The sequence below is a fragment of the Donghicola tyrosinivorans genome (assembly GCF_003003355.1).
In the GTDB taxonomy this organism is placed as follows: Bacteria; Pseudomonadota; Alphaproteobacteria; order Rhodobacterales; family Rhodobacteraceae; genus Donghicola; species Donghicola tyrosinivorans.
The window spans coordinates 191,686-214,432 of sequence record NZ_PVTQ01000003.1 but is presented as its reverse complement, the minus strand read 5'-3'; the positions used below and the strand labels follow the sequence as shown (position 1 = coordinate 214,432).

General features: G+C 58.2%; 21 protein-coding genes. 7 read left to right on the top strand and 14 right to left on the bottom strand.

Annotation, left to right across the window (positions count from 1 at the left end):
• The first annotated feature begins 114 nt into the window (after positions 1-114).
• Both CLV74_RS05815 and CLV74_RS05810 read left to right on the top strand, forming a co-directional pair.
• Positions 115-1,341 carry an argininosuccinate synthase gene (locus tag CLV74_RS05815; protein WP_106263292.1) on the top strand — a complete coding sequence of 409 codons (1,227 nt, stop codon included), beginning with the start codon at positions 115-117 and terminating at the stop codon, positions 1,339-1,341.
• An 84-nt stretch (positions 1,342-1,425) separates the two neighbouring features.
• Positions 1,426-1,719, top strand: a complete 294-nt coding sequence (locus tag CLV74_RS05810) for an SCP2 sterol-binding domain-containing protein (RefSeq protein WP_106263291.1) — start codon at positions 1,426-1,428, stop codon at positions 1,717-1,719.
• A gap of 78 nt (positions 1,720-1,797) precedes the next feature.
• On the opposite strand, the gene CLV74_RS05805 is transcribed toward CLV74_RS05810, so the two are convergent.
• The 5 genes from CLV74_RS05805 to CLV74_RS05785 form a co-directional block, all read right to left on the bottom strand.
• Positions 1,798-2,142, bottom strand: coding sequence for a DUF7282 domain-containing protein (locus tag CLV74_RS05805; RefSeq protein WP_245888477.1), 345 nt, complete (start codon positions 2,140-2,142; stop codon positions 1,798-1,800).
• A 639-nt stretch (positions 2,143-2,781) separates the two neighbouring features.
• Positions 2,782-3,495: a sulfotransferase-like domain-containing protein gene (locus CLV74_RS05800; RefSeq protein WP_106263289.1), complete on the bottom strand. Its 714-nt coding sequence runs from the start codon at positions 3,493-3,495 to the stop codon at positions 2,782-2,784.
• Entirely contained in the window at positions 3,495-4,406 is a 912-nt protein-coding gene (locus tag CLV74_RS05795; protein WP_106263288.1) for a D-amino acid aminotransferase, read from the bottom strand. Before CLV74_RS05795 ends, CLV74_RS05800 begins: the two co-directional genes overlap by 1 nt.
• A gap of 98 nt (positions 4,407-4,504) precedes the next feature.
• Positions 4,505-5,380, bottom strand: coding sequence for a ribokinase (locus CLV74_RS05790; RefSeq protein ID WP_106263287.1), 876 nt, complete (start codon positions 5,378-5,380; stop codon positions 4,505-4,507).
• Positions 5,381-5,509: 129 nt separating this feature from the next.
• Positions 5,510-7,765: an NADP-dependent malic enzyme gene (locus CLV74_RS05785; RefSeq protein WP_106263286.1), complete on the bottom strand. Its 2,256-nt coding sequence runs from the start codon at positions 7,763-7,765 to the stop codon at positions 5,510-5,512.
• Positions 7,766-8,047: 282 nt separating this feature from the next.
• On the opposite strand from CLV74_RS05785, the gene mutS reads away from it, so the two are divergent.
• Positions 8,048-10,690: a DNA mismatch repair protein MutS gene (gene mutS, locus CLV74_RS05780; RefSeq protein ID WP_106263285.1), complete on the top strand. Its 2,643-nt coding sequence runs from the start codon at positions 8,048-8,050 to the stop codon at positions 10,688-10,690.
• Between the two features lie 40 nt (positions 10,691-10,730).
• Here mutS and CLV74_RS05775 read toward each other — a convergent pair whose 3' ends face one another.
• Positions 10,731-11,300 (bottom strand): nucleotide exchange factor GrpE, encoded by a 570-nt coding sequence (locus CLV74_RS05775; protein WP_106263284.1) that lies wholly within the window; start codon positions 11,298-11,300, stop codon positions 10,731-10,733.
• Positions 11,301-11,304: 4 nt separating this feature from the next.
• Positions 11,305-12,375 carry a heat-inducible transcriptional repressor HrcA gene (gene hrcA / locus CLV74_RS05770; protein WP_106263283.1) on the bottom strand — a complete coding sequence of 357 codons (1,071 nt, stop codon included), beginning with the start codon at positions 12,373-12,375 and terminating at the stop codon, positions 11,305-11,307.
• A 114-nt stretch (positions 12,376-12,489) separates the two neighbouring features.
• Here hrcA and rph point away from each other — a divergent pair, with 114 nt between their 5' ends.
• The 4 genes from rph to CLV74_RS05750 are packed head-to-tail and all read left to right on the top strand — an operon-like array spanning position 12,490 to position 15,327.
• Positions 12,490-13,203, top strand: coding sequence for a ribonuclease PH (gene rph / locus CLV74_RS05765; RefSeq protein WP_106263282.1), 714 nt, complete (start codon positions 12,490-12,492; stop codon positions 13,201-13,203).
• Positions 13,200-13,811 (top strand): RdgB/HAM1 family non-canonical purine NTP pyrophosphatase, encoded by a 612-nt coding sequence (gene rdgB / locus CLV74_RS05760; protein ID WP_106263281.1) that lies wholly within the window; start codon positions 13,200-13,202, stop codon positions 13,809-13,811. The genes rph and rdgB overlap by 4 nt, the downstream gene beginning before the upstream one ends.
• A 1-nt stretch (position 13,812) precedes the next feature.
• Entirely contained in the window at positions 13,813-14,970 is a 1,158-nt protein-coding gene (hemW, locus tag CLV74_RS05755; protein WP_106263510.1) for a radical SAM family heme chaperone HemW, read from the top strand.
• 3 nt (positions 14,971-14,973) lie between these two features.
• A complete protein-coding gene (locus tag CLV74_RS05750; protein WP_106263280.1) occupies positions 14,974-15,327 on the top strand; it encodes a YbaN family protein in 354 nt (117 codons plus the stop codon).
• Positions 15,328-15,330: 3 nt separating this feature from the next.
• Here the strand turns inward: CLV74_RS05750 and CLV74_RS05745 are convergent, their stop codons facing one another.
• The 7 genes from CLV74_RS05745 to hemJ form a co-directional block, all read right to left on the bottom strand.
• Positions 15,331-16,245 (bottom strand): ParB/RepB/Spo0J family partition protein, encoded by a 915-nt coding sequence (locus CLV74_RS05745; protein WP_106263279.1) that lies wholly within the window; start codon positions 16,243-16,245, stop codon positions 15,331-15,333.
• An 18-nt stretch (positions 16,246-16,263) separates the two neighbouring features.
• On the bottom strand, positions 16,264-17,073 hold the full coding sequence (locus CLV74_RS05740) for a ParA family protein (RefSeq protein WP_106263278.1): 810 nt from the start codon (positions 17,071-17,073) through the stop codon (positions 16,264-16,266).
• Positions 17,066-17,680: a 16S rRNA (guanine(527)-N(7))-methyltransferase RsmG gene (gene rsmG, locus CLV74_RS05735; RefSeq protein ID WP_106263277.1), complete on the bottom strand. Its 615-nt coding sequence runs from the start codon at positions 17,678-17,680 to the stop codon at positions 17,066-17,068. The genes CLV74_RS05740 and rsmG overlap by 8 nt, the downstream gene beginning before the upstream one ends.
• Positions 17,677-19,557 carry a tRNA uridine-5-carboxymethylaminomethyl(34) synthesis enzyme MnmG gene (mnmG, locus tag CLV74_RS05730; RefSeq protein WP_106263276.1) on the bottom strand — a complete coding sequence of 627 codons (1,881 nt, stop codon included), beginning with the start codon at positions 19,555-19,557 and terminating at the stop codon, positions 17,677-17,679. The genes rsmG and mnmG overlap by 4 nt, the downstream gene beginning before the upstream one ends.
• Positions 19,558-19,559: 2 nt before the next feature.
• The gene (gene mnmE / locus CLV74_RS05725) at positions 19,560-20,846 is read right to left on the bottom strand and encodes a tRNA uridine-5-carboxymethylaminomethyl(34) synthesis GTPase MnmE (protein WP_106263275.1); all 1,287 of its coding nucleotides are present in this window, start codon (positions 20,844-20,846) and stop codon (positions 19,560-19,562) included.
• A gap of 9 nt (positions 20,847-20,855) precedes the next feature.
• Positions 20,856-22,127, bottom strand: coding sequence for a transcription termination factor Rho (gene rho / locus CLV74_RS05720; RefSeq protein ID WP_106263274.1), 1,272 nt, complete (start codon positions 22,125-22,127; stop codon positions 20,856-20,858).
• Positions 22,128-22,250: 123 nt separating this feature from the next.
• Positions 22,251-22,703, bottom strand: coding sequence for a protoporphyrinogen oxidase HemJ (gene hemJ, locus CLV74_RS05715; protein ID WP_106263273.1), 453 nt, complete (start codon positions 22,701-22,703; stop codon positions 22,251-22,253).
• Between the last annotated feature and the right edge of the window lie 44 nt (positions 22,704-22,747).

Sequence of the window (22,747 nt, the reverse complement as noted above, 5' to 3'; positions counted from 1 at the left end):
CAAAACCCTGATACAGAGGGAAATGTCAGTCATTTGCAGCGATTCCCCTGCCCTAACTTGCCCCCGCACGGAAAAACCGCTATCGGCGGTGCGTCCGATTAAAGGGGAATTCCTATGTCCGCGCCCAAAAAAGTCGTTCTGGCCTACTCCGGTGGCCTTGATACCTCGATCATTCTGAAGTGGCTGCAAACCGAATACGGTTGCGAAGTGGTTACCTTCACCGCTGACCTCGGTCAGGGCGAAGAGCTGGAACCCGCCCGCAAGAAAGCAGAAATGCTGGGGATCAAGCCTGAGAACATCTTCATCGAAGACGTCCGCGAAGAGTTCGTGCGCGACTTCGTTTTCCCCATGTTCCGCGCCAACGCGCTGTACGAAGGGCTTTACCTGCTTGGTACGTCGATCGCACGTCCGCTGATCTCGAAGCGTCTGGTGGAAATCGCCGCCGAGACCGGTGCTGACGCTGTGGCCCACGGCGCGACCGGCAAAGGCAACGACCAGGTTCGTTTCGAACTGGCCGCCTATGCCTTGAACCCCGACATCAAGGTCATCGCGCCCTGGCGTGAATGGGACCTGAGCAGCCGCACCAAGCTGCTGGAGTTCGCAGAGCAAAACCAGATTCCGATCGCCAAAGACAAGCGCGGCGAAGCGCCCTTCTCGGTGGATGCGAACCTGCTGCACACCTCGTCCGAAGGTAAGGTTCTTGAGAACCCCGCCGATGAGGCACCCGATTACGTCTACCAGCGTACCGTGAACCCCGAAGATGCGCCCGATACCCCCGAGTTCATCGAGATCGGTTTCGAAAAAGGCGACGCGGTCAGCATCAATGGCGAAGCCATGAGCCCCGCAACCATCCTGACCCAGCTGAACGAATACGGCCGCAAGCACGGCGTTGGTCGTCTGGATCTGGTGGAAAACCGTTTCGTTGGCATGAAGTCGCGCGGCGTCTACGAGACCCCCGGCGGCACCATCCTGCTGGAAGCACACCGCGGCATCGAACAGATCACTCTGGACAGCGGCGCAGGCCACCTGAAGGATTCGATCATGCCCCGCTACGCAGAGCTGATCTACAACGGCTTCTGGTACAGCCCCGAGCGTGAGATGCTGCAGGCCCTGATCGACGAAAGCCAAAAGTTCGTCACCGGCACCGTCCGCGTGAAACTGTACAAAGGCAGCGCCCGCACCGTGGCCCGCTGGTCGGACTACAGCCTGTATTCCGAAGCGCACGTCACCTTCGAGGACGACGCAGGCGCCTACGATCAGAAAGATGCCGCAGGTTTCATCCAGCTGAACGCCCTGCGCCTGAAGCTGCTGGCATCGCGCGCACGTCGTCACAAAGGCTAAGCCTCAGACGCACCGTCACACTTGAAATGGCTCGCCTTGGCGGGCCATTTCTTTTTGAACCAACCAGTTTAGAAAGTTCCCCTCATGGCAACCACCCTCCAAGACATTGCCGACCGCGTAGCGCCGGTGCTGGCAACCAGTTCCAACCAGAAAAGCCTGAAGATCGATTGCGGTGAAGATGGCATCATGGTGCTGGACGGAAAACAGGTCGCCATGGACGACCGCCCCGCCGATTGCACGATCCGCATGTCCCTGGAGAACCTGAAAAAGCTGCTCAAAGGCGAGTTGAACCCGATGACCGGCGTCATGATGGGCAAGATGAAAGTTAGCGGCAATCCTGCAGCAGCCATGGAGCTGGCGCGGTATCTGAAGGGCTAACTGGCCGCTTCACGTGAAAAGCCCGCGCAAGATGTCTCTGCGCGGGCCATAACCCAATAGAGGTCACCCGATATCGGGTTATTGGGCAGTGATCACTTGCATGACCAGCTTGTCATCGACGCGGATCGGACCGTCTTCCTTGGCACCCAGTGTGTATTCAAACACCCCGGTGCTCATGCCGCCGTCTTCGCCGTGGACCATCAACATCAGCATATCGCCAGCGGCGACATCCTCTTGCAGGATAGCGGCCACATCTGTGTTCTCACCCTCACGCAGGGGCGCGTAGCCGACAACGGGGCCAGGCTTCATTTCGGCGTCCGTGCGGTGGACAACCATCCAGCCATTTGCCGGCGCCATAATGCTATCTGCCGAGACCACGCCATTGGCGACGGACTGATCCATTGCGGTGACCGACGGTGCCATACCGTGACCGGCAGCGAATGCTGCGGTTGCAGTAGTGCTCAGGGCGAGTGCGATTGCTGTAATTTTCACAAGATCCTCCAAAACGTTTGTGGGCCGGTCCAAGCAACCGGTTACAAGGTTTACGCTTCAGGGGGTGCTTCAGTTGCACCTGTCGCGCTCACAAGCCTTCACGAAAGTGTCACTTAAGAGATTGCACACGGAAAATGACCCGCTCTCTTCTGAGAACGGGCCAAAGGGTGAGCGGCTTCTTAGAGTATTCAGGGAAAAACCAGCGGATGCCGATTATTTAGGCGTTGCGTCAGGCTGGTGTATCACCGAGCAACTTTCTCCCCTTGATTGAGGTTAACCATACAACCGTTAGCCGGAATCACATAATGTTTTTTGCACATATCAAAACCAGACAGCTTGGCAAGCTGAGCGGAAGGCGTGTGGAAAACTTATCTATTTGCAACACTCTGAGTTTTCGACAATTTTCCAACAGCGCCCAGAACTTGAGCAAATATCTGGTTAAAAGATCAATTTTTATTAGATATTAACCATCAAAACCAGTTGGTACATTTTGCCAAAATCGCCACAAGAGTAGGCGGTTTTTGCATAATTGCATAGAAAGTGATTCGAACTCAGCAGCACCCGGAACCATCACAATCCTATCGCGACAGCCTTCATTTTCTCGTAAGCGGGCATTGCCCCGCTAACCAAATGGGCAAGTTCTGGCTCAACTTCTGGCATTGGTCCCTCTGGTCCCGCGAAACCGGTTGAGTTGTGAACCGAGCCGTACCAATGGGCCGCCCACACGCCGTCATCCGCATGTCCCCCCGCTGGCCAAGCCAACATCGCCGGATCAAAAGGCAGATCAATGGCCGCACAAAGCGCCCGAAGCATCCCCTCAGGGTTCGCGCGGATGTCGGCGCTGTCCACCACCACGGCAGGCAGCCCCTCGGATACTACCTGATCGTATATCTCTGCCTGTTGCAAAAATCCGATCTCGGCCAATTCGGGTTGATCATACTTGGCAGAGAAACTCGCCACCACCCGCGCCGGATGACGGATCAAAAAGACATTGGTGCAGTCATTCAGAAACCCGCGCGGGATGCCGTCGATCATGTGTTGAGTCATATGCTTATGATAGGCATGCGGCGTTTTTGTGGGTGCCAAAAGCTCATCGATCACCGCATGCGGATCCTGATTTTGGCTGGCCTTGATCTGATCCCCCATCGGGTGGACCTTGCCTGTCATCGCCAGATAGGCCGCGTAAAAGGGCTCATCCACCGCCGAAAAATCAGACCGGTTCCCGAAGCTGTACATCATCGCGGTCGAAAGGTTGCGCGGGCCGGACCACATTGCCAAACGCATCAGCGGACCTCCTGAGTGATCAGCGCTTTATACAGCGTCCTGATCCGTTCGGTCATCGGTCCCATCTGTCCCGTGCCGATCTGCCGCCCATCGATATTGCCAACCGGCGTTTGGGCACCAAAGGTGCCGGTCAGGAATGCCTCATCCGCGCCATAGGTGTCCACAAGGCTGAAATTGCGCTCATAAACAGGAATGCCTGCCTGTCTGCAGACCTCAATCACCTTACGTCGGGTGATGCCGTTCATGCAGTAATCGCCCGTGCTGGTCCAAACCTCGCCCTTGCGGACAATGAAGAAGTTGCAGGCGTTGGTGGTGTTCACAAAGCCATGCACGTCCAGCATCAGCGCCTCGTCCGCGCCGGCCTTTTCAGCGGCGATACAGGCGAGGATGCAGTTCAGTTTGGAATGGCTGTTCAGCTTGGGGTCTTGCGTCATCGGCAGACCGCGCTGGTGCGGCACAGTTGCCAGACGGATCGGACGCGGGATTTTGGGTTTGGAATGTTCCACGATGATCGCGATGGTCGGCCCTTGGCGCGACAGGGACGGATGCTGGAACGGCCGTGTCTTGATCCCCCGCGTCACCATCAAACGGGCGTGCGCATCGGTCTGCATGTTGTTCGCGCGGCGGGTGTCTTCCAATGCTGAAAAGAGCTGGTCCCGCGTCAAGCCGATGTCCAGATCAATGGCCAAGGCTGCCTCATAGAGACGGTCGAAATGCTCATCCGCGAAGGCCCAAGTGCCGTCATACAGACGCAGCCCCTCCCAGATGCCGTCCCCCAGCATAAAGCCACTGTCATAGACGCTGACCAGTGCCTGCGCTTTGGGAAGAATCTTGCCGTTCACGTAGATCAAAATGTCTTCGTTGCGAGCGTCTTCTTCGGCCTGATGGGTGGTGACGTGTTCTTCGGTCATGGATGCCTCTTGCCGCTGGATGCGCCCAGAGTGTGGGCCTGCGCGTCAGGTGGCAAGGGGCGTTTTACGAGTATTTATGCAATAAAGAAGCCGCAGGGTCAGTTGCGGGAAAGGCGGGCCTCTGTGACTTCTTTGAGGTCGGGGATCACATCGGCAGTGCCAAGGCGCCCCACCATCAAGGCGGCTGCTTGTTGCGCCAGATCAATGGCTTGGGCCATAGGCAGACCGCGATCCAGTCCCGCCATTACATAGCCAGTAAAGGTATCTCCCGCGCCTGTTGTGTCGATGACTTTGGCCGGATAGCCCGCGATCCGCGTCGGCGTGCCGTTGTGGTACCAATCGCATCCATCTGCCCCGAGGGTGACGATGATATCCTTGATCCCCAACTTTTCGAACTGGATGCCGAGGGTTTCGGAAAGCTGTTGCGCCTCGATCTGGTTCAGGAACATCAACTCGCAAAGCGGGGCGATTTTGGCAGCATCTTCGGCAACGAAAGGCGCAGCGGCGTAGGCGACGCGCAGGCCCAATTGGCGTGCCATGTGGGCGGCCTCTTCCAGACAGTTGGTTTCATTTTGCATAATCAGCCAATCGCCCGTATGCGCTGCACTTAAGGCACGGCCCAGCATCTCTGACGAGATACAGGCATTGGCACCTGGGAAAATCAGGATGTTGTTTTCGCCCGCTGGATCGACCGAAATGATCGCGTGGCCCGTGGCCTCTGGAACCGTTGCGATGTGGCGGGTGTCGACCCCGTATTCCAAAAGGCGCAAGGTGGCCCATGCGCCTTCTTCCCCGACAGCGCCGATGTGTTGAACACGGCCCGCGCCACGCGCGATAGCCACGGACATATTCGCGCCTTTGCCGCCAAGACCACGGGTCAGGCTAGAGGCCGCCAGCGTTTCACCAGCCCGCAAAAGATGGGGCACCTGATAGGTGAAATCAGCGTTAATCGAACCAAGATTGAAAATCGTCATTGCAGTCCCCCTACCTTCAAACAGCATAAAACGCCCCAGAGGGACGTTTTACAACCGTTGATCGGCGGGGTGGAAAATCCTTCGGCGAAGGATTTTCTTTGGCAAAGTTTTCGCAGAAAACTTTGTGGCTTAGCCCACTTTGCAAGCCGCGAGGACGGCCATGTTCAGGATGTCCGTTTCCGTCATGTTGGTCGAGCAGATCTGGATCGACTGGTCCACACCGGTCAGGATCGGACCAATTACCGTCGCGCCGCCCATTTCCTGCATCAGCTTGACCGAGATGCTGGCCGAGTGGCGGGCAGGAACCACCAGAATATTCGCCGGACCGGTCAGGCGGCTGAAGGGATAAGCCTCGGCCGACTTGGGGTTCAGGGCCACGTCGACGGTCATCTCGCCTTCGAACTCGAAATCCACGCCGCGCTTTTCCAGAACCGCAGGTGCAAGGTGCATCTTTTCGGCGCGTTCCGAACGCGGATAGCCGAAGGTCGAGAAGCTGACGAAGGCCACGCGGGGCTCAAGACCCATATGGCGGGCAACGCCTGCGGCACGCTCGGCGATGTTGGCCAAATCTTCGGTCTCGGGCCATTCGTGGACCAGCGTATCGGCGATCAGAACGATTTTGCCGTTGCGCAGAAGGGCAGTAACGCCAGCCGCGCCTTTTTCCGCATTCGCGTCAAAAACGTGGTTGATCAGTTCCAGCACATGGGCCGATTTACGGGTCGCGCCGGTGACCAGACCGTCGCCATGACCGTGTGCCAGCATCAGGGCCGAAAACACATGGCGATCCCGCGCTGCAAGGCGGTGGATGTCATGACGGTCCATACCTTTTCGCTGCAGGCGCTGGTAGAGGAAGTCTTTGTACTGATCCAGATAGCGGGTGTTCGCCGCGTTGACGATCTCCAGCTCGCGGTAAGCATCGGCCATGCCAGCCGCTTCCAGCTTTTCCTTCACGTCGTTTTCACGGCCAACAACCAAGGCCTTGCCCAGACCGGAACGCTGGTACTGCACAGCGGCGCGCAGCACGCGGGGATCGTCACCTTCGGCAAAGATCATGCGGGCTTGCGCTGCCTTGGCGCGGGCGTGGATGCCGCGCAGGATGCTGGCGGTGGGGTCCATGCGGGATTTGAGCGAGAGCTCATAAGCCTCCATATCCACGATGGGACGGCGGGCCGCGCCGGTGTCCATACCCGCTTTCGCCACGGCGGGCGGGATGCGGTAGATCAGGCGGGGATCGAAGGGGGTCGGGATGATGTAGTCACGGCCAAAGGACAATTTGCGGCCATAGGCCATCGCGACTTCGTCCGGCACATCTTCGCGGGCCAGTTCGGCCAGAGCCTCGGCGCAGGCGATTTTCATCTCATCGTTGATCGCGCGGGCGTGGATGTCCAGCGCACCGCGGAAAAGGTAGGGGAAGCCCAGAACGTTGTTCACCTGGTTCGGATAGTCGCTGCGGCCCGTGGCCACGATGGCATCGGCGCGAACGGCCTGCGCCTCTTCCGGAGTGATCTCGGGGTCGGGGTTCGCCATCGCGAAGATGACCGGATCATCTGCCATAGCGGCGACCATTTCGGGGGTCACTGCGCCTTTGACCGACACGCCAAGGAAGACGTCCGCACCCTTCATGGCCTCTTCCAGCGTGCGCAGGTCGGTTTTCACTGCGTGTGCCGATTTCCACTGGTTCATACCTTCGGTGCGGCCCTGATAGATCACACCTTTGGTGTCACACACGATGCAGTTCTCATGGCGTGCGCCCATGGATTTCAGCAGCTCGATACAAGCGATACCCGCCGCACCGGCACCGTTCAGAACGATCTTCACATCCTCGATCTTTTTGCCGCTGATGTGCAGAGCGTTGATCAGACCGGCGGCGCAGATCACGGCGGTGCCGTGCTGGTCGTCGTGGAAGACGGGGATGTCCATCTCTTCTTTCAGGCGCTGCTCGATGATGAAGCATTCGGGCGCCTTGATGTCCTCGAGGTTGATGCCACCAAAGGTCGGGCCCATCAGTTTCACGGCGTTGATGAAGGCTTCGGGATCTTCGGTGTCCAGCTCAAGGTCAATCGAGTTCACGTCGGCAAAGCGCTTGAACAGCACCGACTTGCCTTCCATCACCGGCTTTGACGCCAACGCACCAAGGTTGCCAAGACCCAGAACCGCCGTCCCGTTCGAGATCACCGCCACAAGGTTGCCCTTGGTGGTATAGTCATAAGCCGTCTCTGGGTTGCGGGCGATTTCTTCGCAAGGCACGGCCACACCGGGCGAATAGGCAAGGCTGAGGTCGCGCTGGGTGGTCATGGGGACGGTCGCAGTCACCTCGAACTTGCCGGGGCTGGGGTTCAGGTGAAAGGCCAGAGCTTCTTCACGGGTGACTTTGTTCTTCGACATCTTGGTATCCTCTTTGGGCGCAGCGGTGGTTAACGCTTTGGTGTCGTGCCCACAACAGGGACACCGCAATGGTTGCGCTAACGCTGGCCGAAACCTTGTATTTGATTTGCGATTTCGCAGTTGCGGCAAGGATTTGCAACATATAATTTCTGTATTGGTATGTATTTTGTAATTTAGTTACCCAAAGAAGGGCTGAAACGAAGCGCCTTCGATTTGCCTTTCGATACGGGCTTTGACACGGTATCCCCGCGTGAACGATAGCCGCAAAGGACGACAGGCACGATGGCAGCGACCGGCGTAACGCCCATGATGGCGCAGTATCTGGAGATCAAAGAGGCCCATCCCGGATCGCTTCTGTTCTACCGGATGGGCGATTTCTACGAGCTGTTCTTTGACGATGCCGTTGCTGCCTCTGAGGCGCTGGACATTGCCCTGACCAAACGGGGCAAGCACGCGGGCGAAGACATTCCTATGTGCGGCGTTCCGGTCCATGCGGCCGAGGGCTATCTGCTGACGCTGATCCGCAAAGGCTTTCGCGTGGCCGTCTGTGAACAGATGGAAGACCCCGCCGAGGCCAAGAAACGCGGATCAAAGTCCGTCGTGAAACGAGGCGTCGTGCGTCTGGTGACGCCGGGCACCCTGACCGAGGATTCACTGCTAGAGGCCCGCCGCCACAACTATCTGGCCGCCCTGACCGAAGTGCGCGGCGACGTGGCGCTGGCCTATTCCGATATCTCGACCGGAGAGCTGCGCGTTCTGTCCCTGCCCAAAGTCCGCATCGGGCCGGAACTGGCCCGCCTGATGCCGCGCGAAGTTTTGCTGTGCGATAACCGCGAAGAAGCGTGGGCCGAGGTGATTGAGGACAACGGCGCATCCCTGACCCCTTTGGGCCGTGCCGCCTTTGACAGCACCGCAGCCGAGGTGCGCCTGTGCAGCCTTTACAAAGTAGACACGCTGGACGCCTTTGGCAGTTTCACGCGGGCGGAACTGTCGGCCCTTGGGGCCATCGTCGAATATCTGGACATCACCCAGAAAGGCCAGTTGCCCCTACTGCGCCCGCCCGTGCGTGAAGCGCAGGATCGGGTTGTGCAGATTGATGCCTCGACCCGCCGGAACTTGGAGCTGACCCGCGCCTTGGCGGGGGGCCGTCAGGGATCGCTGCTGTCTGTGGTGGATCGCACGGTGACCGCAGGTGGCGGGCGCTTGCTGGAACGGCGCTTGTCTGCACCTTCCCGCGTATTGGATGAAATCCACGGACGGCAAGAAGCTGTAACCTATGCGGTAGACAACAGCACGTTGGCCAACCGTCTGCGCGATAGCCTGCGCCGCGTGCCTGATCTGGACCGCGCCCTGTCGCGCCTTTCGCTAGACCGCGCGGGGCCACGTGATCTGGCCTCGATCCGCAACGCGATTGGTCAGGCGCTGGATCTTGCCGCCATGCTGACCCCGCTGGACCTGCCCGCCCTGCTGACAGAGACAACCGCCCTGCTAAAAGGTCAGGACGAACTGCTGGACCTGCTGGACCAAGCACTGGTGGCCGAGCCGCCGCTGCTGGCCCGCGACGGTGGCTTCATCGCCCCCAGCTATGATGCGGACCTGGATGACGCCCGCCAACTGCGCGACGAAGGGCGCGGGGTGATCGCGGGACTTCAGGCGCAGTATTCGCAAGAAACCGGCATCAGCAGCATGAAGATCAAGCACAACAACGTGCTTGGCTACTTCATCGAAGTGACCTCGACCCACGGGGAAAAGATGCTGGCGATGGGCGATCGCTTTATCCACCGCCAGACCACCGCCAATGCGCTGCGTTTCACGACCGTGGAACTGTCGGACCTTGAGACCCGCATTCTGAACGCGGGCGGTCGTGCGCTGGAGATTGAAAAGCGTCTGTTTGAGGTGCTGCGCCAAGCGATCCTTGATCAGGCCGCGCCCTTGGGCAACATGGCCCGCGCCTTGGCCGAGCTGGACCTGACCACCGCCCTTGCCGATCTGGCCCGTGCCGAAAACTGGTGCCGCCCCAAAATCGACGACAGCCGCACCTTCTACATCGAAGGTGGCCGCCATCCGGTGGTTGAAGCTGCCCTGAAGGCGGACGGTGCGCCCTTTATCGCGAATGACTGCGAACTGACTGCCCGTGATGGTGCAGCGGTCTGGTTGATCACCGGTCCGAACATGGCCGGTAAATCGACCTTCCTGCGCCAGAATGCCCTGATCGCCCTGCTGGCGCAGATGGGCAGCTATGTCCCTGCCCGCGAAGCGCACATCGGCATGGTCAGCCAGATATTCAGCCGCGTCGGGGCCTCGGACGATCTGGCCCGTGGCCGATCCACCTTCATGGTCGAGATGGTCGAGACCGCCGCGATCCTGAACCAAGCCGATGACCGCGCGCTGGTGATCCTTGATGAGATCGGACGTGGCACCGCGACCTATGACGGTCTGTCCATCGCTTGGGCCACGCTTGAACATCTGCACGACGTAAACCGCAGCCGCGCCCTGTTCGCGACGCACTATCACGAGATGACTGCTTTGTCGGAAAAGCTGGACGGTGTGGAAAACGCCACCGTCGCGGTGAAGGAATGGGAAGGCGAAGTCATCTTTCTGCACGAGGTGCGCCGCGGCGCTGCCGACCGCAGCTATGGTGTGCAGGTTGCCCGACTGGCCGGCCTGCCCGCATCCGTTGTGGAACGGGCCCGGGTTGTTCTGGAGGCGCTGGAGGAAGGCGAACGTCAGGGCGGCAGCACCAAGCAAAAGGCGTTGATCGATGATCTGCCCCTTTTCGCTGCGATCCCGCCTGCCCCGCCGCCTGCGGCAAAGCCCGCGCCCTCGCCTGTGCTGGACGCGCTAGAGGCCGTCCACCCGGATGAGCTGACCCCGCGCGAGGCTCTGCAAATCCTCTACGACCTCAAAGAAAAAGCCCGCCAGTAACGGCGGGCTTTCCCAATTCTGTTTCACGTGAATCCGTGACTTAGGCGGGGTTCGACGAAACGCCAACCTGAGCGGCACGCAGCAGACGGTCGTGCAGCATGAAACCAACGGCGCTGACCTGAATGATCTCGCCCTTTTTGGTGTTCGGCACGGGGGCCTCAAACATCGCTTCGTGGATGTTGGCATCGAACACTTCGCCCACGGCGGGTTCGATCACCTGAAGACCGTGCTTGCTGAAGATGTTGTTCAACTCGCGCAGGGTCAGTTCCACGCCTTCGATCAGAACAGCGTTATCCTCTTTCGAGGTTTCTTCCGCCGCCTTCAGCGCACGCTGCAGGTTGTCGTAAACCCCCAGCAGGTCGCGGGCCAGACGGGTGCTGCCGTACTTCTCGGCGTCGCGACGTTCTTTGTCGGCGCGCTTGCGGGCGTTGTCCGCATCGGCCAGTGCACGCATGTAACGGTCTTTGAAGTCATCCCGCTCGGCGCGGGTGGCTTCCAGCTCGTCCACTTCTACTTCGGCACCGTCGAACTCTGCCGCGTCTTCGGCAAAGGCTTCGGCTTCTGCTGCTTCGACATCATCCAAAAAATCCTCGTTCTTGGGCTCAGCCATATTTCTACCTCTCAGTCCGGTCCGAGATCATCCGCCCCACCAGCTGCGCTGTGTAGTCCACAAGGGGCACGATCCGTCCATAGTTCAAGCGCGTGGGTCCGATGACCCCCACCGCTCCAATAATCTTACGGTCAGCGTTCATATAAGGAGAGACCACCAGAGAGGAACCCGAAAGTGAAAAAAGTCTGTTCTCCGAGCCAATAAAAATGCGCACACCTTCGCCGGATTCCGTCAGTTCCAAGAATTCCGCGATGTCGCGCTTGCGTTCCAGATCGTCAAACAGCACGCGGATGCGTTCCAGATCCTCGGCCTCGCCTTGATCCTCTAGAAGATTCGAGCGGCCTCGCACGATCAGACGGTCCGGCTCATCGGTGTTTTCCGACCAAACCGCCAGCCCGCTTTCCACCAGCGCGTGGGCCAGCACGTCGATCTCTTGCCGGCGGGCGGTGATCTGTTGGCGCATATCGCGGCGGATGTCCGACAGGGTTTTGCCCTCGACCAGCGCGTTCAGGAAATTCGCGGCCTCACGCATGCTGCTGGGGGTTTGACCCGGCGGGGGCGTAAAGACGCGGTTTTCCACATGCCCGTCGCCAAAGACCAGAACCACCAAGGCGCGTTCGGCACTAAGGCTGACAAACTCGATATGCTTGATGGGGGCTTCGTGTTTTGGGGCCAGCACCAGACTTGCGCCGCGGGTCACACCGGACAGGGCATTTCCGATCCGGTCCAGCATCGTGCCCACATCGTCACTGTTCCCGCCAAGCGTTGCGTTAATTTTCTCGCGATCATCGTCACTTGGCGGAGTTACCTCAAGCAATCCATCAACAAACATCCGCAGGCCCGTTTGTGTGGGAACCCGCCCCGCGCTGATATGGGGACTGCCCAACAGGCCCAGATACTCAAGGTCCTGCATCACGTTGCGAATGGTTGCCGCGCTGACCTTTTCGTTCATCGAGCGGGTCAGGGTCCGGCTACCGATCGGGCCACCGGTTTCCAGATAGCCTTCGACCACGCGGCGAAAAACTTCGCGCGAGCGGTCGTTCATCTGTTCTAGGATATTGCCTGCATCTTGCATCGTATGGGACTCCTTACGGCCTATAAAAAATCGCCCTGAGGAAATCGTCAATCGGGGTTGCCACCCTTGGCGGTGGACGCGTATGCGGAAAGCAACAGAACAAGGGGAATTATTATGCGACCTTCTGGACGTGACCTAAACGAAATGCGCCCGATTTCAATTGAAACCAATGTGACCAAGCACGCCGAAGGCAGCTGCCTGATCAAAGTTGGCGACACCCACGTGCTGTGCACCGCCACCTTGGAAGAGCGTGTCCCCCCCTTCGTCAAGGGCTCGGGCCTGGGTTGGGTCACCGCCGAATACGGTATGCTGCCCCGCTCGACCAACTCGCGCATGCGCCGTGAGGCAACGCAGGGCAAACAAGGCGGACGCACCGTCGAAATCCAGCGCCTAATCGGCCGCAGCCTGCGCGCGGGCGTTGACCGCGTTGCCATGGGCGAACGTCAGATCACCATCGACTGTGACGTCATTCAGGCCGACGGCGGCACCCGCTGCGCCTCGATCACCGGCGGTTGGGTGGCTCTGCGTCTGGCTGTGAACAAGCTGATGAAAGCGGGCGACATCATCAGCGACCCGCTGATCTCTCCGGTCGCGGCGGTCAGCTGTGGCATCTACGCGGGCCAGCCCGTTCTGGATCTGGACTACCCCGAAGATTCCGCCGCTGGCGTTGATGGCAACTTTGTCATGCTTGGCAACGGCCAGATGATCGAGACCCAGATGTCCGCAGAAGGCGCAACCTACAGCCGTGACCAGATGAACCAGCTGCTGGATCTAGCCGACAAAGGCATCGCCGAGCTGGTCGCCGCCCAAGAGGCCGCCTGCAAATGACCCGCAAGTTCGACGGCGATACCATCCTTTTCGCGACCCACAACGCGGGAAAGCTGAAAGAGATGACCGCGCTGCTGGCGCCCTACGGCATCACTGTCGTCGGCGCCAAAGAAAAAGGCCTGCCGGAACCGGAAGAGACCGGCACCACCTTTGTCGAGAACGCGCGCATCAAAGCCCACGCCGCCACCAAGGCGACCGGCCTGCCTGCCCTGTCAGATGACAGCGGCATCGCAGTTGATGCACTGGACGGCGCCCCCGGCGTCTATACTGCCGACTGGTCGGAAACCCCGAACGGTCGCGATTTCGTCATGGCGATGACCAAGACCTACAACCTCTTGGAAGAAAAGAACGCCCCAGAACCCCGCACCTGCCGCTTTTGCTGCACGCTGGTTCTGGCGTGGCCTGATGGTCATGACGAAGTCTTCGAAGGCAAGATCGAAGGCCGCTTTGTCTGGCCGATGCGCGGCGCGGAAGGTCACGGCTATGACCCGATCTTCATGCCCGAAGGCTATGACATCACTCTGGGCGAGATGGATCCCGACGAAAAGAACCGCATCAGCCATCGCGCCGATGCTCTGAAAAAGCTTGTGGCAGGTTGCTTTGGCTGACCTGCCCGAAGATTGGCGCAATGGGGGCTTTGGCCTTTATATCCACTGGCCCTTCTGCCAGTCCAAATGCCCCTATTGCGACTTTAACAGCCACGTCTCTGCATCCATTGATCAGAAAGCGTGGCTGAACGCCTACCTCTCGGAACTGGATCGCAATGCTGAACGCACGCCCGACCGCGTGCTGAAATCGGTCTTTTTCGGCGGCGGCACCCCCAGCCTGATGGAGCCCGACGTGGTTGCCGCAATCCTTGAACGGGTCGGCCAGCTGTGGACTCCCGCCAATGATCAGGAAATCACCCTTGAGGCCAACCCCACCTCGGTTGAGGCAGGCCGTTTCCGCGCCTACGCCGATGCCGGTGTGAACCGCGTTAGTATGGGTCTGCAAAGCCTACGGGCCGAAGACCTGCGCCGCCTTGGCCGTTTGCACTCGGTCGAGGAAGGCCGCCGCGCGTTTGAAATCGCCAAGGACTGTTTTAACCGCGTCAGCTTTGATCTGATCTATGCACGTCAGGATCAGACCCTTTCCGATTGGAAGGACGAATTGCGCGAGGCGCTGTCTTTGGCTGGCGATCACCTGTCGCTTTACCAACTGACGATCGAGGCCGGCACCGCATTTGGTGACCGCTTTGAGCGGGGCCTTCTGCGCGGCCTGCCCCACGACGACGATGCGGCTGACATGTACGAAGTCACCCGAGAGATTTGCGCCGAGTTTGGTCTGTATGACTATGAGGTCTCGAACTACGCCCGCCCCGGTGCAGAAAGCCGACACAACTTGATCTATTGGCACTACGGGGATTACGTAGGCGTCGGTCCCGGTGCCCACGGGCGCGTGACCATCAATGGCCAGCGTCACGCCAGCGATACCTTTAAACAGCCCGGCAAATGGCTCGAGGCCGTCAAACAAGGCACTGGCGAAAAATTGTTCGATCCGATCAACCCCACTGAACAAGCCAATGAGTACCTTATGATGTGTCTACGCCTGACTGAGGGAGTAGATATGGCACGATTTGAGGCTCTGGGTGGCAAACCGCTGGACCCTGCGACACTGAAAGATCTTGAGCAAATGGGGATGATTTCTGTGGAATCGCCCTATGTTAAGGCTACGCACCAAGGCCGTCTGGTCTTGAATGCGGTGATCGCTGAACTGCTACTGGATTAACTTATGCGCCCGATCTGGTTCACCTTTGGAATTCTCTGCCTTGGGCTTGGCCTGATCGGGGTCGTCGTTCCCCTTCTACCGACCGTTCCGTTCATGCTGCTGGCAGCGTTCTGCTTTGCCCGTAGCTCTGAACGGATGCACGCTTGGCTGGTCGGTCATCGCATCTTTGGCCCCGCCATCGCGGATTGGCAACGCAGCGGCGCGATTAGCCCCTTGGGCAAACGCGCAGCGACATTGTCGATTGTCATCGTCTTTTCGATTTCGGTGTTTATGGGTCTGCGGCCGATGCTACTGGGCATTCAGGCCGTGACCTTAGGGGCGGTCCTGATTTTCATCTGGACCCGCCCAAGCTTTTAACGCTTATTCCACCGCGCTCAAGCGGCGGCAAATCTCGTCCAACTGGTCGAGCGATGCGTATTTCACAGTAATCGTGCCCTCTTCGGTGCCTTCTTTATGGTCCACCGAAACGCGCATTCCCAAGGCCGCCGACAGATCGCCTTCCAGCGCGATAGTATCCGCATCCTTTTCACCCTTGGCCTTAACCATCTTTTCCTGGCGCGGCTTCGGTGCGGTTTCGCCCTGCGCGGCCTTCTTCACCAGACGTTCGGTATCACGAACCGAGAGCCCACGAACCACGATCTGCTTTGCCAGTTCTGACGCATGATCGCTGGTGATCAGTGCACGCGCGTGGCCCGTCGACAAGCGACCTTCTTGAAGATGATCAATCACATCCTCAGGCAGCTGCAACAAACGCATCGAGTTCGCGATATAGCTACGGCTTTTGCCAAGTGCCTCAGCCAGACGTTCTTGTGTGTGGCCGAACTTCTCCATCAACTGCTTGTAGCCAGCCGCCTCTTCCACCGGGTTCAGATCAGCCCGCTGGATGTTTTCGATGATCGCGACTTCCAGAACTTCGGTGTCGTCAAAGTCACGAACAAGGATCGGCAGCTGATGCAGCTGCGCCATTTGGCTGGCACGCCAACGGCGTTCACCGGCCACAATCTCATACTTGTTGGAATCGCGCGGGCTGACCCGGACGATCAGCGGCTGGATCACACCCTTTTCGCGGATCGAGTTTGCCAGATCCTGCAACGCTTCCGGCGCAAAAACGCGGCGCGGCTGCTCGGGGTTCGGCTCGATCCGTTCAATCGGAACCAGCATATCAGGACGGCGCGGCGCGGCGGTTCCTGCAGGGGTCTGTTCGGGCTGGACGTCCGCCATCAATGCGGACAGACCGCGACCGAGACCACGTTTCAGTTTCTTATCGTTGTTCATAACTGCCCTCTTGGTCTTTTACGCCGCCACGGCGGCATTCTTACTCAACAGCTCATCGGCCAATTCGCGATAAGCCACTGCGCCCCGCGATGCTGGATCGTAGCTGATCACCGGCAAAGCGAAAGACGGCGCTTCACTGACACGTACATTGCGCGGAATTTTGGTCTGGAACACCAAGTCCCCAAGGTTATCGCGCGCGTCCTGCTCGACCTGCTGCGACAGGTTATTCCGGCCATCGTACATGGTCAGAACAATCCCCTCGATCCGCAGGTTCGGGTTCGCCGCCTGACGCACATCGCGGATAGTCAGCATCAACTGGCTCAGACCTTCCAACGCGAAAAACTCGCTTTGCAGCGGGACCAGCACCGAATCCGCCGCCACCATGGCGTTCACGGTCAGCAAGTTCAGAGACGGCGGGCAATCGATCAGGATGTAGTCGAACGAGATTTCATCCATCACCGGCTGGCGCAACGCGTTGCGCAACAAGAAGCTGCGCTGTTCATTCGCCATCAATTCAATGTCCGCTGAAGCCAAATCGGTGGTCGCCGGAACGACAAAGATGTTTTCAAACTGGGTCGGACGGATCACCTGCTGGGGCGCAACCTCATTCAATAGCAGCTCATATGCTGTAAAATCCCGATCCGAGCTTTCGATCCCAAGGCCGGTCGATGCGTTACCTTGCGGGTCAATATCCACCAGAAGGACGCGCTTTCCCTTTTCGGCCAAGGCTGCGCCCAAGTTGATGGCAGTCGTGGTTTTACCCACCCCGCCCTTCTGGTTCGTAACAGCAATGATTTTGGCTCCGGTTGCGGGCACAGTTTCAACCACGCGAGATCCCTCCAATGCTCAGAATAACTGACGACGAGTCTACAATGCTTGTATGAACTTGGTGCGAGAAAGACCACGCTTCGCGGGCTTCTGCGACTTCTTGTTGCCATGTTGCCCCCTTCGGGAACAACGCCTGCCCATTTTCGGACAGATGCAGCTGGCAAAACTCTAACAACATCGGCAACGGCGCCAAAGCGCGAGCAGACAGAACATCGGCTTTGAGCGGATCGATTGCTTCGATTCTCTTGCTGATCACCGTCGCGTTTACCCCTGTCTCACGGGCGACCGTCCGTAAAAAGGTCGCTTTACGCTGGTCACTTTCTACCAAGGTGACCATTCCATCAGGGTTCTTTTCTGCCGCTATAATTGCGACGACGAGTCCCGGGAATCCACCACCGCTACCGAGGTCACACCAGATTTTCCAATCTTGCGCCGCAACGCCATATATCTGGGCCGAATCGATGAAATGCCGTGACTTCGCCTCAGAGATTGTGGAAGGCGACACAAGGTTGATCGCCTTATTCCACTTTTTCAGAAGCCCTTCGTAGTGTTTCAGGCGATCCGATGTTTCACGTGAAACATCAAGTCCCGCATATGACAGGCTCATGATGCCGACGCCGCGCGCTTATTCTGACGTAGCTTTGCCAGAATCAGAGTAAGCGCGGCGGGCGTCATACCCTCCACGCGACCCGCCTGCCCGAGAGTTGCGGGCTTTGTCCTGATCAACTTCATTTTAAGTTCGTTTGAGAGTCCCTCAAGAATTGAGAAATCGAAGTCATCTGGAATCTCGTGGCTTTCGTCGCGCTTAAGTGACTGAACATCTTTTTCCTGACGCTCAATATACTTTGCGTACAACCCATCACACTCAAGCTGGCGCTGGATCGGCTCAGAAATGTCAGAGAGCGTCGGATCGAGCCCGATCAAGGTATCAAAGGTGAAGTCCGGAAACGCCAGCAGATCATACCCGCTGCGACGCGCACCATCCTGATTTACCTTAACGCCACCATTGGCCAGCTCTTTTGATGTGAAAGAAATTCCCTGCACCCGTGTCCGGCCAGCTTCCAGCGCTTCCATCTTCTTATCGAATGCTTCCTGGCGCACATCGGAAATGCAGCCCAACGTTTTGGCGATTGGGGTCAATCGCTGATCGGCGTTATCTGCCCGCAACGAAAGGCGGAATTCAGCGCGAGAGGTGAACATCCGGTAGGGCTCGGTCACCCCACGAGTGATGAGATCATCAATCATCACGCCGATATAGCTTTCAGAGCGACTGAAGATCACAGGTTCTTTCTCAAGCGCACTCAAAGCGGCATTAAGGCCCGCAACCACTCCCTGCGCTGCTGCCTCTTCGTAGCCGGTGGTACCGTTGATCTGCCCCGCCAAATAGAGGCCAGGCTGAGACCGAACCTCTAGCGTCGCCCGTAGCGCGCGCGGATCGACGTAGTCATATTCGATCGCGTAGCCGGGTTGCGTGATAACCGCATCTTCAAGCCCATACATCGAGCGGATGTAATCATGCTGAACGTCCTCGGGCAGAGAAGTAGAAATGCCGTTCGGGTAAACAGTCGGATCATCTAGCCCTTCGGGCTCAAGAAAGACTTGATGGGACGTTTTGTCGGCAAAGCGAACAATCTTGTCCTCAATCGAGGGGCAGTAACGCGGCCCAACTCCTTCGATGTGCCCACCGTACATTGCAGAACGGCTTAGGTTGCTGCGAATAATCTCATGGGTCTTTTCATTCGTATGCGTAATGCCGCACGAAATCTGACGCGCGAACGGCTTTGACGACATGAATGAAAACAGCGTCGGATCATCATCCCCGGGCTGGCTTTCAAGTAAATCCCATTTGATCGTGCGACCATCCAGTCGCGGGGGCGTTCCGGTCTTCAAACGACCAAGCGGAAGTTCAAAGCTATCCAAGCGCTCTGCCAATGGAACAGATGGCTTATCCCCCATCCGGCCACCGGGTCGCGATACATCGCCAATATGGATGACGCCACGCAAGAAAGTGCCTGTTGTCAGGATCACCGCATGACACGAAATTTCAGAACCATCAGCTAGCACAACGCCTGAAATACGCCCGGCGCTCTGGATCAGGTCTGCGACTTCTCCTTCAACGATGGTGAGATTGGGCGTTGCCTGCAAAACCGAAAGCATGGTCTCACGATAGATCTTACGATCTGCCTGCGCGCGGGGTCCTTGAACCGCCGGACCTTTGCGACGGTTTAGCAAACGAAACTGGATACCGGCGCGGTCAGCTACATAGCCCATGACCCCGTCCATCGCATCGATCTCGCGAACAAGATGGCCTTTACCAAGACCACCAATCGCAGGATTGCAGGACATCACGCCGATATTCTCACTCTTCAGCGTGACCAGCGCGGTGCGCACGCCCATTCGCGCAGCCGCGTGGGCTGCATCCGCGCCCGCGTGACCACCGCCAATTACCACCACATCGAAGTCAGATTGTTTCACGTGAAACACTCCTATTTCCCGAGACAGAAGCTTGAGAAGATTTCGTCCAAAATAGCTTCAACGTCGATTCTCCCCAAGAGCATGTCTAGCGCCCTTGCAGCAGATCTAATCTCTTCTGCCGCCAATTCATAGCGGTCAGGACCGGCTGACACCTGAATAGCTGCCTCGGCCAGCGCATCCTTAGCCCGCAGTAAGGCAACCCGATGGCGTTCCTTGCTGGCAAGGTTCACCCGTTGCATCCGCTCTGACAAAACAGCGAAGACCGAATCCAGCATATCGGCAGTACCAGCGCCAGTTTTACCAGATATTGCCCCAACATCATCATCTAGCAGGTCAGCCTTAGCACGGTACACTAAGTCGCCTTCGACAGGGGCTAGCAGCAGCTCTTCATCGGGTTGCGTCAGAAAAACCCGCAGGTCGGCCGCCTCAGCCCGCTGCAGGGCGCGCTGGATGCCAATCCCTTCCACATGGTCATCGGTCTCACGAAGACCGGCAGTATCAAGGAAGGTAACTGGCAGGCCTTTCAGATCCATCCGAACCTCAATCACGTCGCGGGTCGTTCCCGCGATATCCGAGGTAATCGCCGCCTCGCGCCGAGCGATATGGTTCAACAAAGTCGACTTCCCGGCGTTCGGGGCACCTAGAATCGCAACCTCAAACCCAAGATGTAGACGTTCGGCCACCTTAGACCCCACGATTTCGTGGCCTAGGTCGCTTTGAACCTGCTCTAGCAGGCCAACCACTTCGGGTGTGACGTCCTCGGGGACCTCTTCATCAGCAAAGTCGATAGTTGCTTCCAGCAAGGCCGCCGCCCGGATGATGCGCGATCGCCAAACCTCGGCCTGATCGCCCAATCCGCCAGAGAACACGCGCACCGCTTGCTGACGCTGTGCTTCGGTCTCGGCCTCGATCAGATCGGATAGGCCTTCGACCTGCGCCAAATCCAGACGTTCGTTCTCCAAGGCGCGACGGGTGAATTCCCCCGCCTCTGCCAAACGCAGACCATCGCAGTCAGACAGTAACTCCATCACGCGTCGCACGATGGCGGGGCTACCGTGCAGATGCAGTTCGACCACATCTTCGCCGGTAAAGCTGGCGGGACCGGCAAAGCTGATCACCATGGCCTCATCAACCAAGGCCCCTTCCCCGTCGCGCAGCAAGCGCACGCCAGTTTTGCGCGGCGCTGGCAAGCTGCCCGCAAGAACAGAGGCCGCGGCAAATGCCTGCGGCCCCGAAATCCGGATCACTGCGACCCCGGCTTTGCCTTGAGCAGTCGCCAGGGCAAAGATCGTGTCCATCACGCCCTCTTAGGTGTTCATCGAGTCGAAGAACTCGGAGTTTGTCTTGGTCTGCTTCAATTTGGAAATCAGGAATTCGATAGCGTCCGTGGTACCCATCGGATTCAGGATGCGGCGCAGAACGAAAGTCTTGGCCAGATCGCCTTTGTCGACCAGCAGATCTTCTTTGCGGGTACCCGATTTGAGGATGTCCATCGCAGGGAAGACGCGCTTGTCGGCAACCTTACGGTCCAGAACGATTTCGCTGTTACCGGTGCCTTTGAATTCTTCAAAGATCACTTCGTCCATGCGGCTGCCGGTGTCGATCAGGGCGGTGGCGATGATGGTCAGCGAACCACCCTCTTCAACGTTCCGTGCGGCACCAAAGAAGCGTTTGGGGCGCTGTAGGGCGTTCGCATCGACACCACCGGTCAGAACCTTACCAGAGGACGGTACAACGGTGTTGTAGGCGCGGCCAAGACGGGTGATCGAGTCCAGCAGGATCACAACGTCCCGCTTGTGTTCGACCAGTCGCTTGGCCTTCTCAATGACCATCTCGGCCACGGCAACGTGACGGGTCGCAGGTTCATCGAAGGTCGAGGAGATTACCTCACCCTTCACGCTACGCTGCATGTCGGTCACCTCTTCGGGACGTTCGTCGATCAGAAGAACGATCAGATAGCACTCGGGGTGGTTCTTTTCGATGCTATTGGCGATGTTCTGCAGCAGAACGGTCTTACCGGTCCGCGGCGGCGCCACGATCAGCGAACGCTGGCCTTTACCGATGGGGGCCACCAGATCGATGATCCGGGCCGACCGGTCTTTGATGGTGGGATCTTCGACCTCCATCTTCAGACGTTCATCGGGGTACAGAGGCGTCAGGTTGTCAAAGCTGACCTTGTGACGGGCGCTTTCGGGGTCTTGGAAGTTAACCTTCTCGACCGCGGTCAGCGCGAAATAGCGTTCGGTTTCATTCGGCGCCTTGATCACACCTTCGATGGTGTCACCGGTGCGCAGCGAATACTGGCGGATCATGTCGGGCGAGACATAGATGTCATCGGGACCCGGCAGATAGTTCGCCTCGGGCGAGCGGAGGAAGCCGAAACCGTCCTGCAGAACTTCCAGAACACCTTCGCCGCCGATGACAAAGCCGTCTTCAGCATGCTCTTTCAGGATCGAGAACATCATCTCGCCCTTGCGCATGTTCGAAGCGTTTTCGATTTCCCATTCTTCGGCCATCGCCAACAGAGACTTGGGGCTCTTGGCTTTTAGGTCGGATAGATTGAGGCGTTCATCGGTCATAGGCATACCCTTTGCACCCCACGTTGGGGCATCGGCATGTGGAAATTTCACAACAGGAAGACACGACCAGGACAGGCCGTGATCCGCAGATAAGCGGGATTCCCTCCTGAGTCAATGAAACCCTTAGAACTTAACGATGACCGAGAACACGATCAGCAGCATCAGCAGCGTCGGAACCTCGTTCATCATCCGGTAGGTGCGGCCGTTCCGGGAATTTTTACCGGATGCAAACTCTTTGAGGCGATACCCAAGCCAATGGTGAAACCACGTCATCCCGATCACAGCAGCTGCTTTGGTCCATGGCCACACAGAGGACCAGTCAACAATGCCCGGCGTGAACACAAGCGCCAAACCGAACACCCAAGTCGCGATCGAAGAGGGGTTCATGATCAGCTTGAACAGCTTTCGTTCCATGATCGTGAAGGTTTCGTGCAACTCTCCGGTCTGATCCCCCGCTTTCTCTGCATGATACACGAACAAGCGGGGAAGATAGAAAATCCCTGCCATCCAGGTGATCACCGAAATCACATGTAGGGATTTTGTCCAAGGGTAAAGCGCGCTCAGGATGTCTAGCATGGGAACCTCTCTGCCTGACTTAAATAAAGAATAAGAAAGAAAAG

What these genes read in the sequence shown, in the direction of transcription:
- CLV74_RS05815 (WP_106263292.1), top strand. Translation starts at nt 115, where the DNA reads ATGTCCGCGCCCAAAAAAGTCGTTCTGGCCTACTCCGGTGGCCTTGAT.
- CLV74_RS05810 (WP_106263291.1), top strand. Translation starts at nt 1,426, where the DNA reads ATGGCAACCACCCTCCAAGACATTGCCGACCGCGTAGCGCCGGTGCTG.
- CLV74_RS05805 (WP_245888477.1), bottom strand. Translation starts at nt 2,142, where the DNA reads ATGGCACCGTCGGTCACCGCAATGGATCAGTCCGTCGCCAATGGCGTG.
- CLV74_RS05800 (WP_106263289.1), bottom strand. Translation starts at nt 3,495, where the DNA reads ATGCGTTTGGCAATGTGGTCCGGCCCGCGCAACCTTTCGACCGCGATG.
- CLV74_RS05795 (WP_106263288.1), bottom strand. Translation starts at nt 4,406, where the DNA reads ATGACCGAAGAACACGTCACCACCCATCAGGCCGAAGAAGACGCTCGC.
- CLV74_RS05790 (WP_106263287.1), bottom strand. Translation starts at nt 5,380, where the DNA reads ATGACGATTTTCAATCTTGGTTCGATTAACGCTGATTTCACCTATCAG.
- CLV74_RS05785 (WP_106263286.1), bottom strand. Translation starts at nt 7,765, where the DNA reads ATGTCGAAGAACAAAGTCACCCGTGAAGAAGCTCTGGCCTTTCACCTG.
- mutS (WP_106263285.1), top strand. Translation starts at nt 8,048, where the DNA reads ATGGCAGCGACCGGCGTAACGCCCATGATGGCGCAGTATCTGGAGATC.
- CLV74_RS05775 (WP_106263284.1), bottom strand. Translation starts at nt 11,300, where the DNA reads ATGGCTGAGCCCAAGAACGAGGATTTTTTGGATGATGTCGAAGCAGCA.
- hrcA (WP_106263283.1), bottom strand. Translation starts at nt 12,375, where the DNA reads ATGCAAGATGCAGGCAATATCCTAGAACAGATGAACGACCGCTCGCGC.
- rph (WP_106263282.1), top strand. Translation starts at nt 12,490, where the DNA reads ATGCGACCTTCTGGACGTGACCTAAACGAAATGCGCCCGATTTCAATT.
- rdgB (WP_106263281.1), top strand. Translation starts at nt 13,200, where the DNA reads ATGACCCGCAAGTTCGACGGCGATACCATCCTTTTCGCGACCCACAAC.
- CLV74_RS05750 (WP_106263280.1), top strand. Translation starts at nt 14,974, where the DNA reads ATGCGCCCGATCTGGTTCACCTTTGGAATTCTCTGCCTTGGGCTTGGC.
- CLV74_RS05745 (WP_106263279.1), bottom strand. Translation starts at nt 16,245, where the DNA reads ATGAACAACGATAAGAAACTGAAACGTGGTCTCGGTCGCGGTCTGTCC.
- rsmG (WP_106263277.1), bottom strand. Translation starts at nt 17,680, where the DNA reads ATGAGCCTGTCATATGCGGGACTTGATGTTTCACGTGAAACATCGGAT.
- mnmE (WP_106263275.1), bottom strand. Translation starts at nt 20,846, where the DNA reads ATGGACACGATCTTTGCCCTGGCGACTGCTCAAGGCAAAGCCGGGGTC.
- rho (WP_106263274.1), bottom strand. Translation starts at nt 22,127, where the DNA reads ATGACCGATGAACGCCTCAATCTATCCGACCTAAAAGCCAAGAGCCCC.
- hemJ (WP_106263273.1), bottom strand. Translation starts at nt 22,703, where the DNA reads ATGCTAGACATCCTGAGCGCGCTTTACCCTTGGACAAAATCCCTACAT.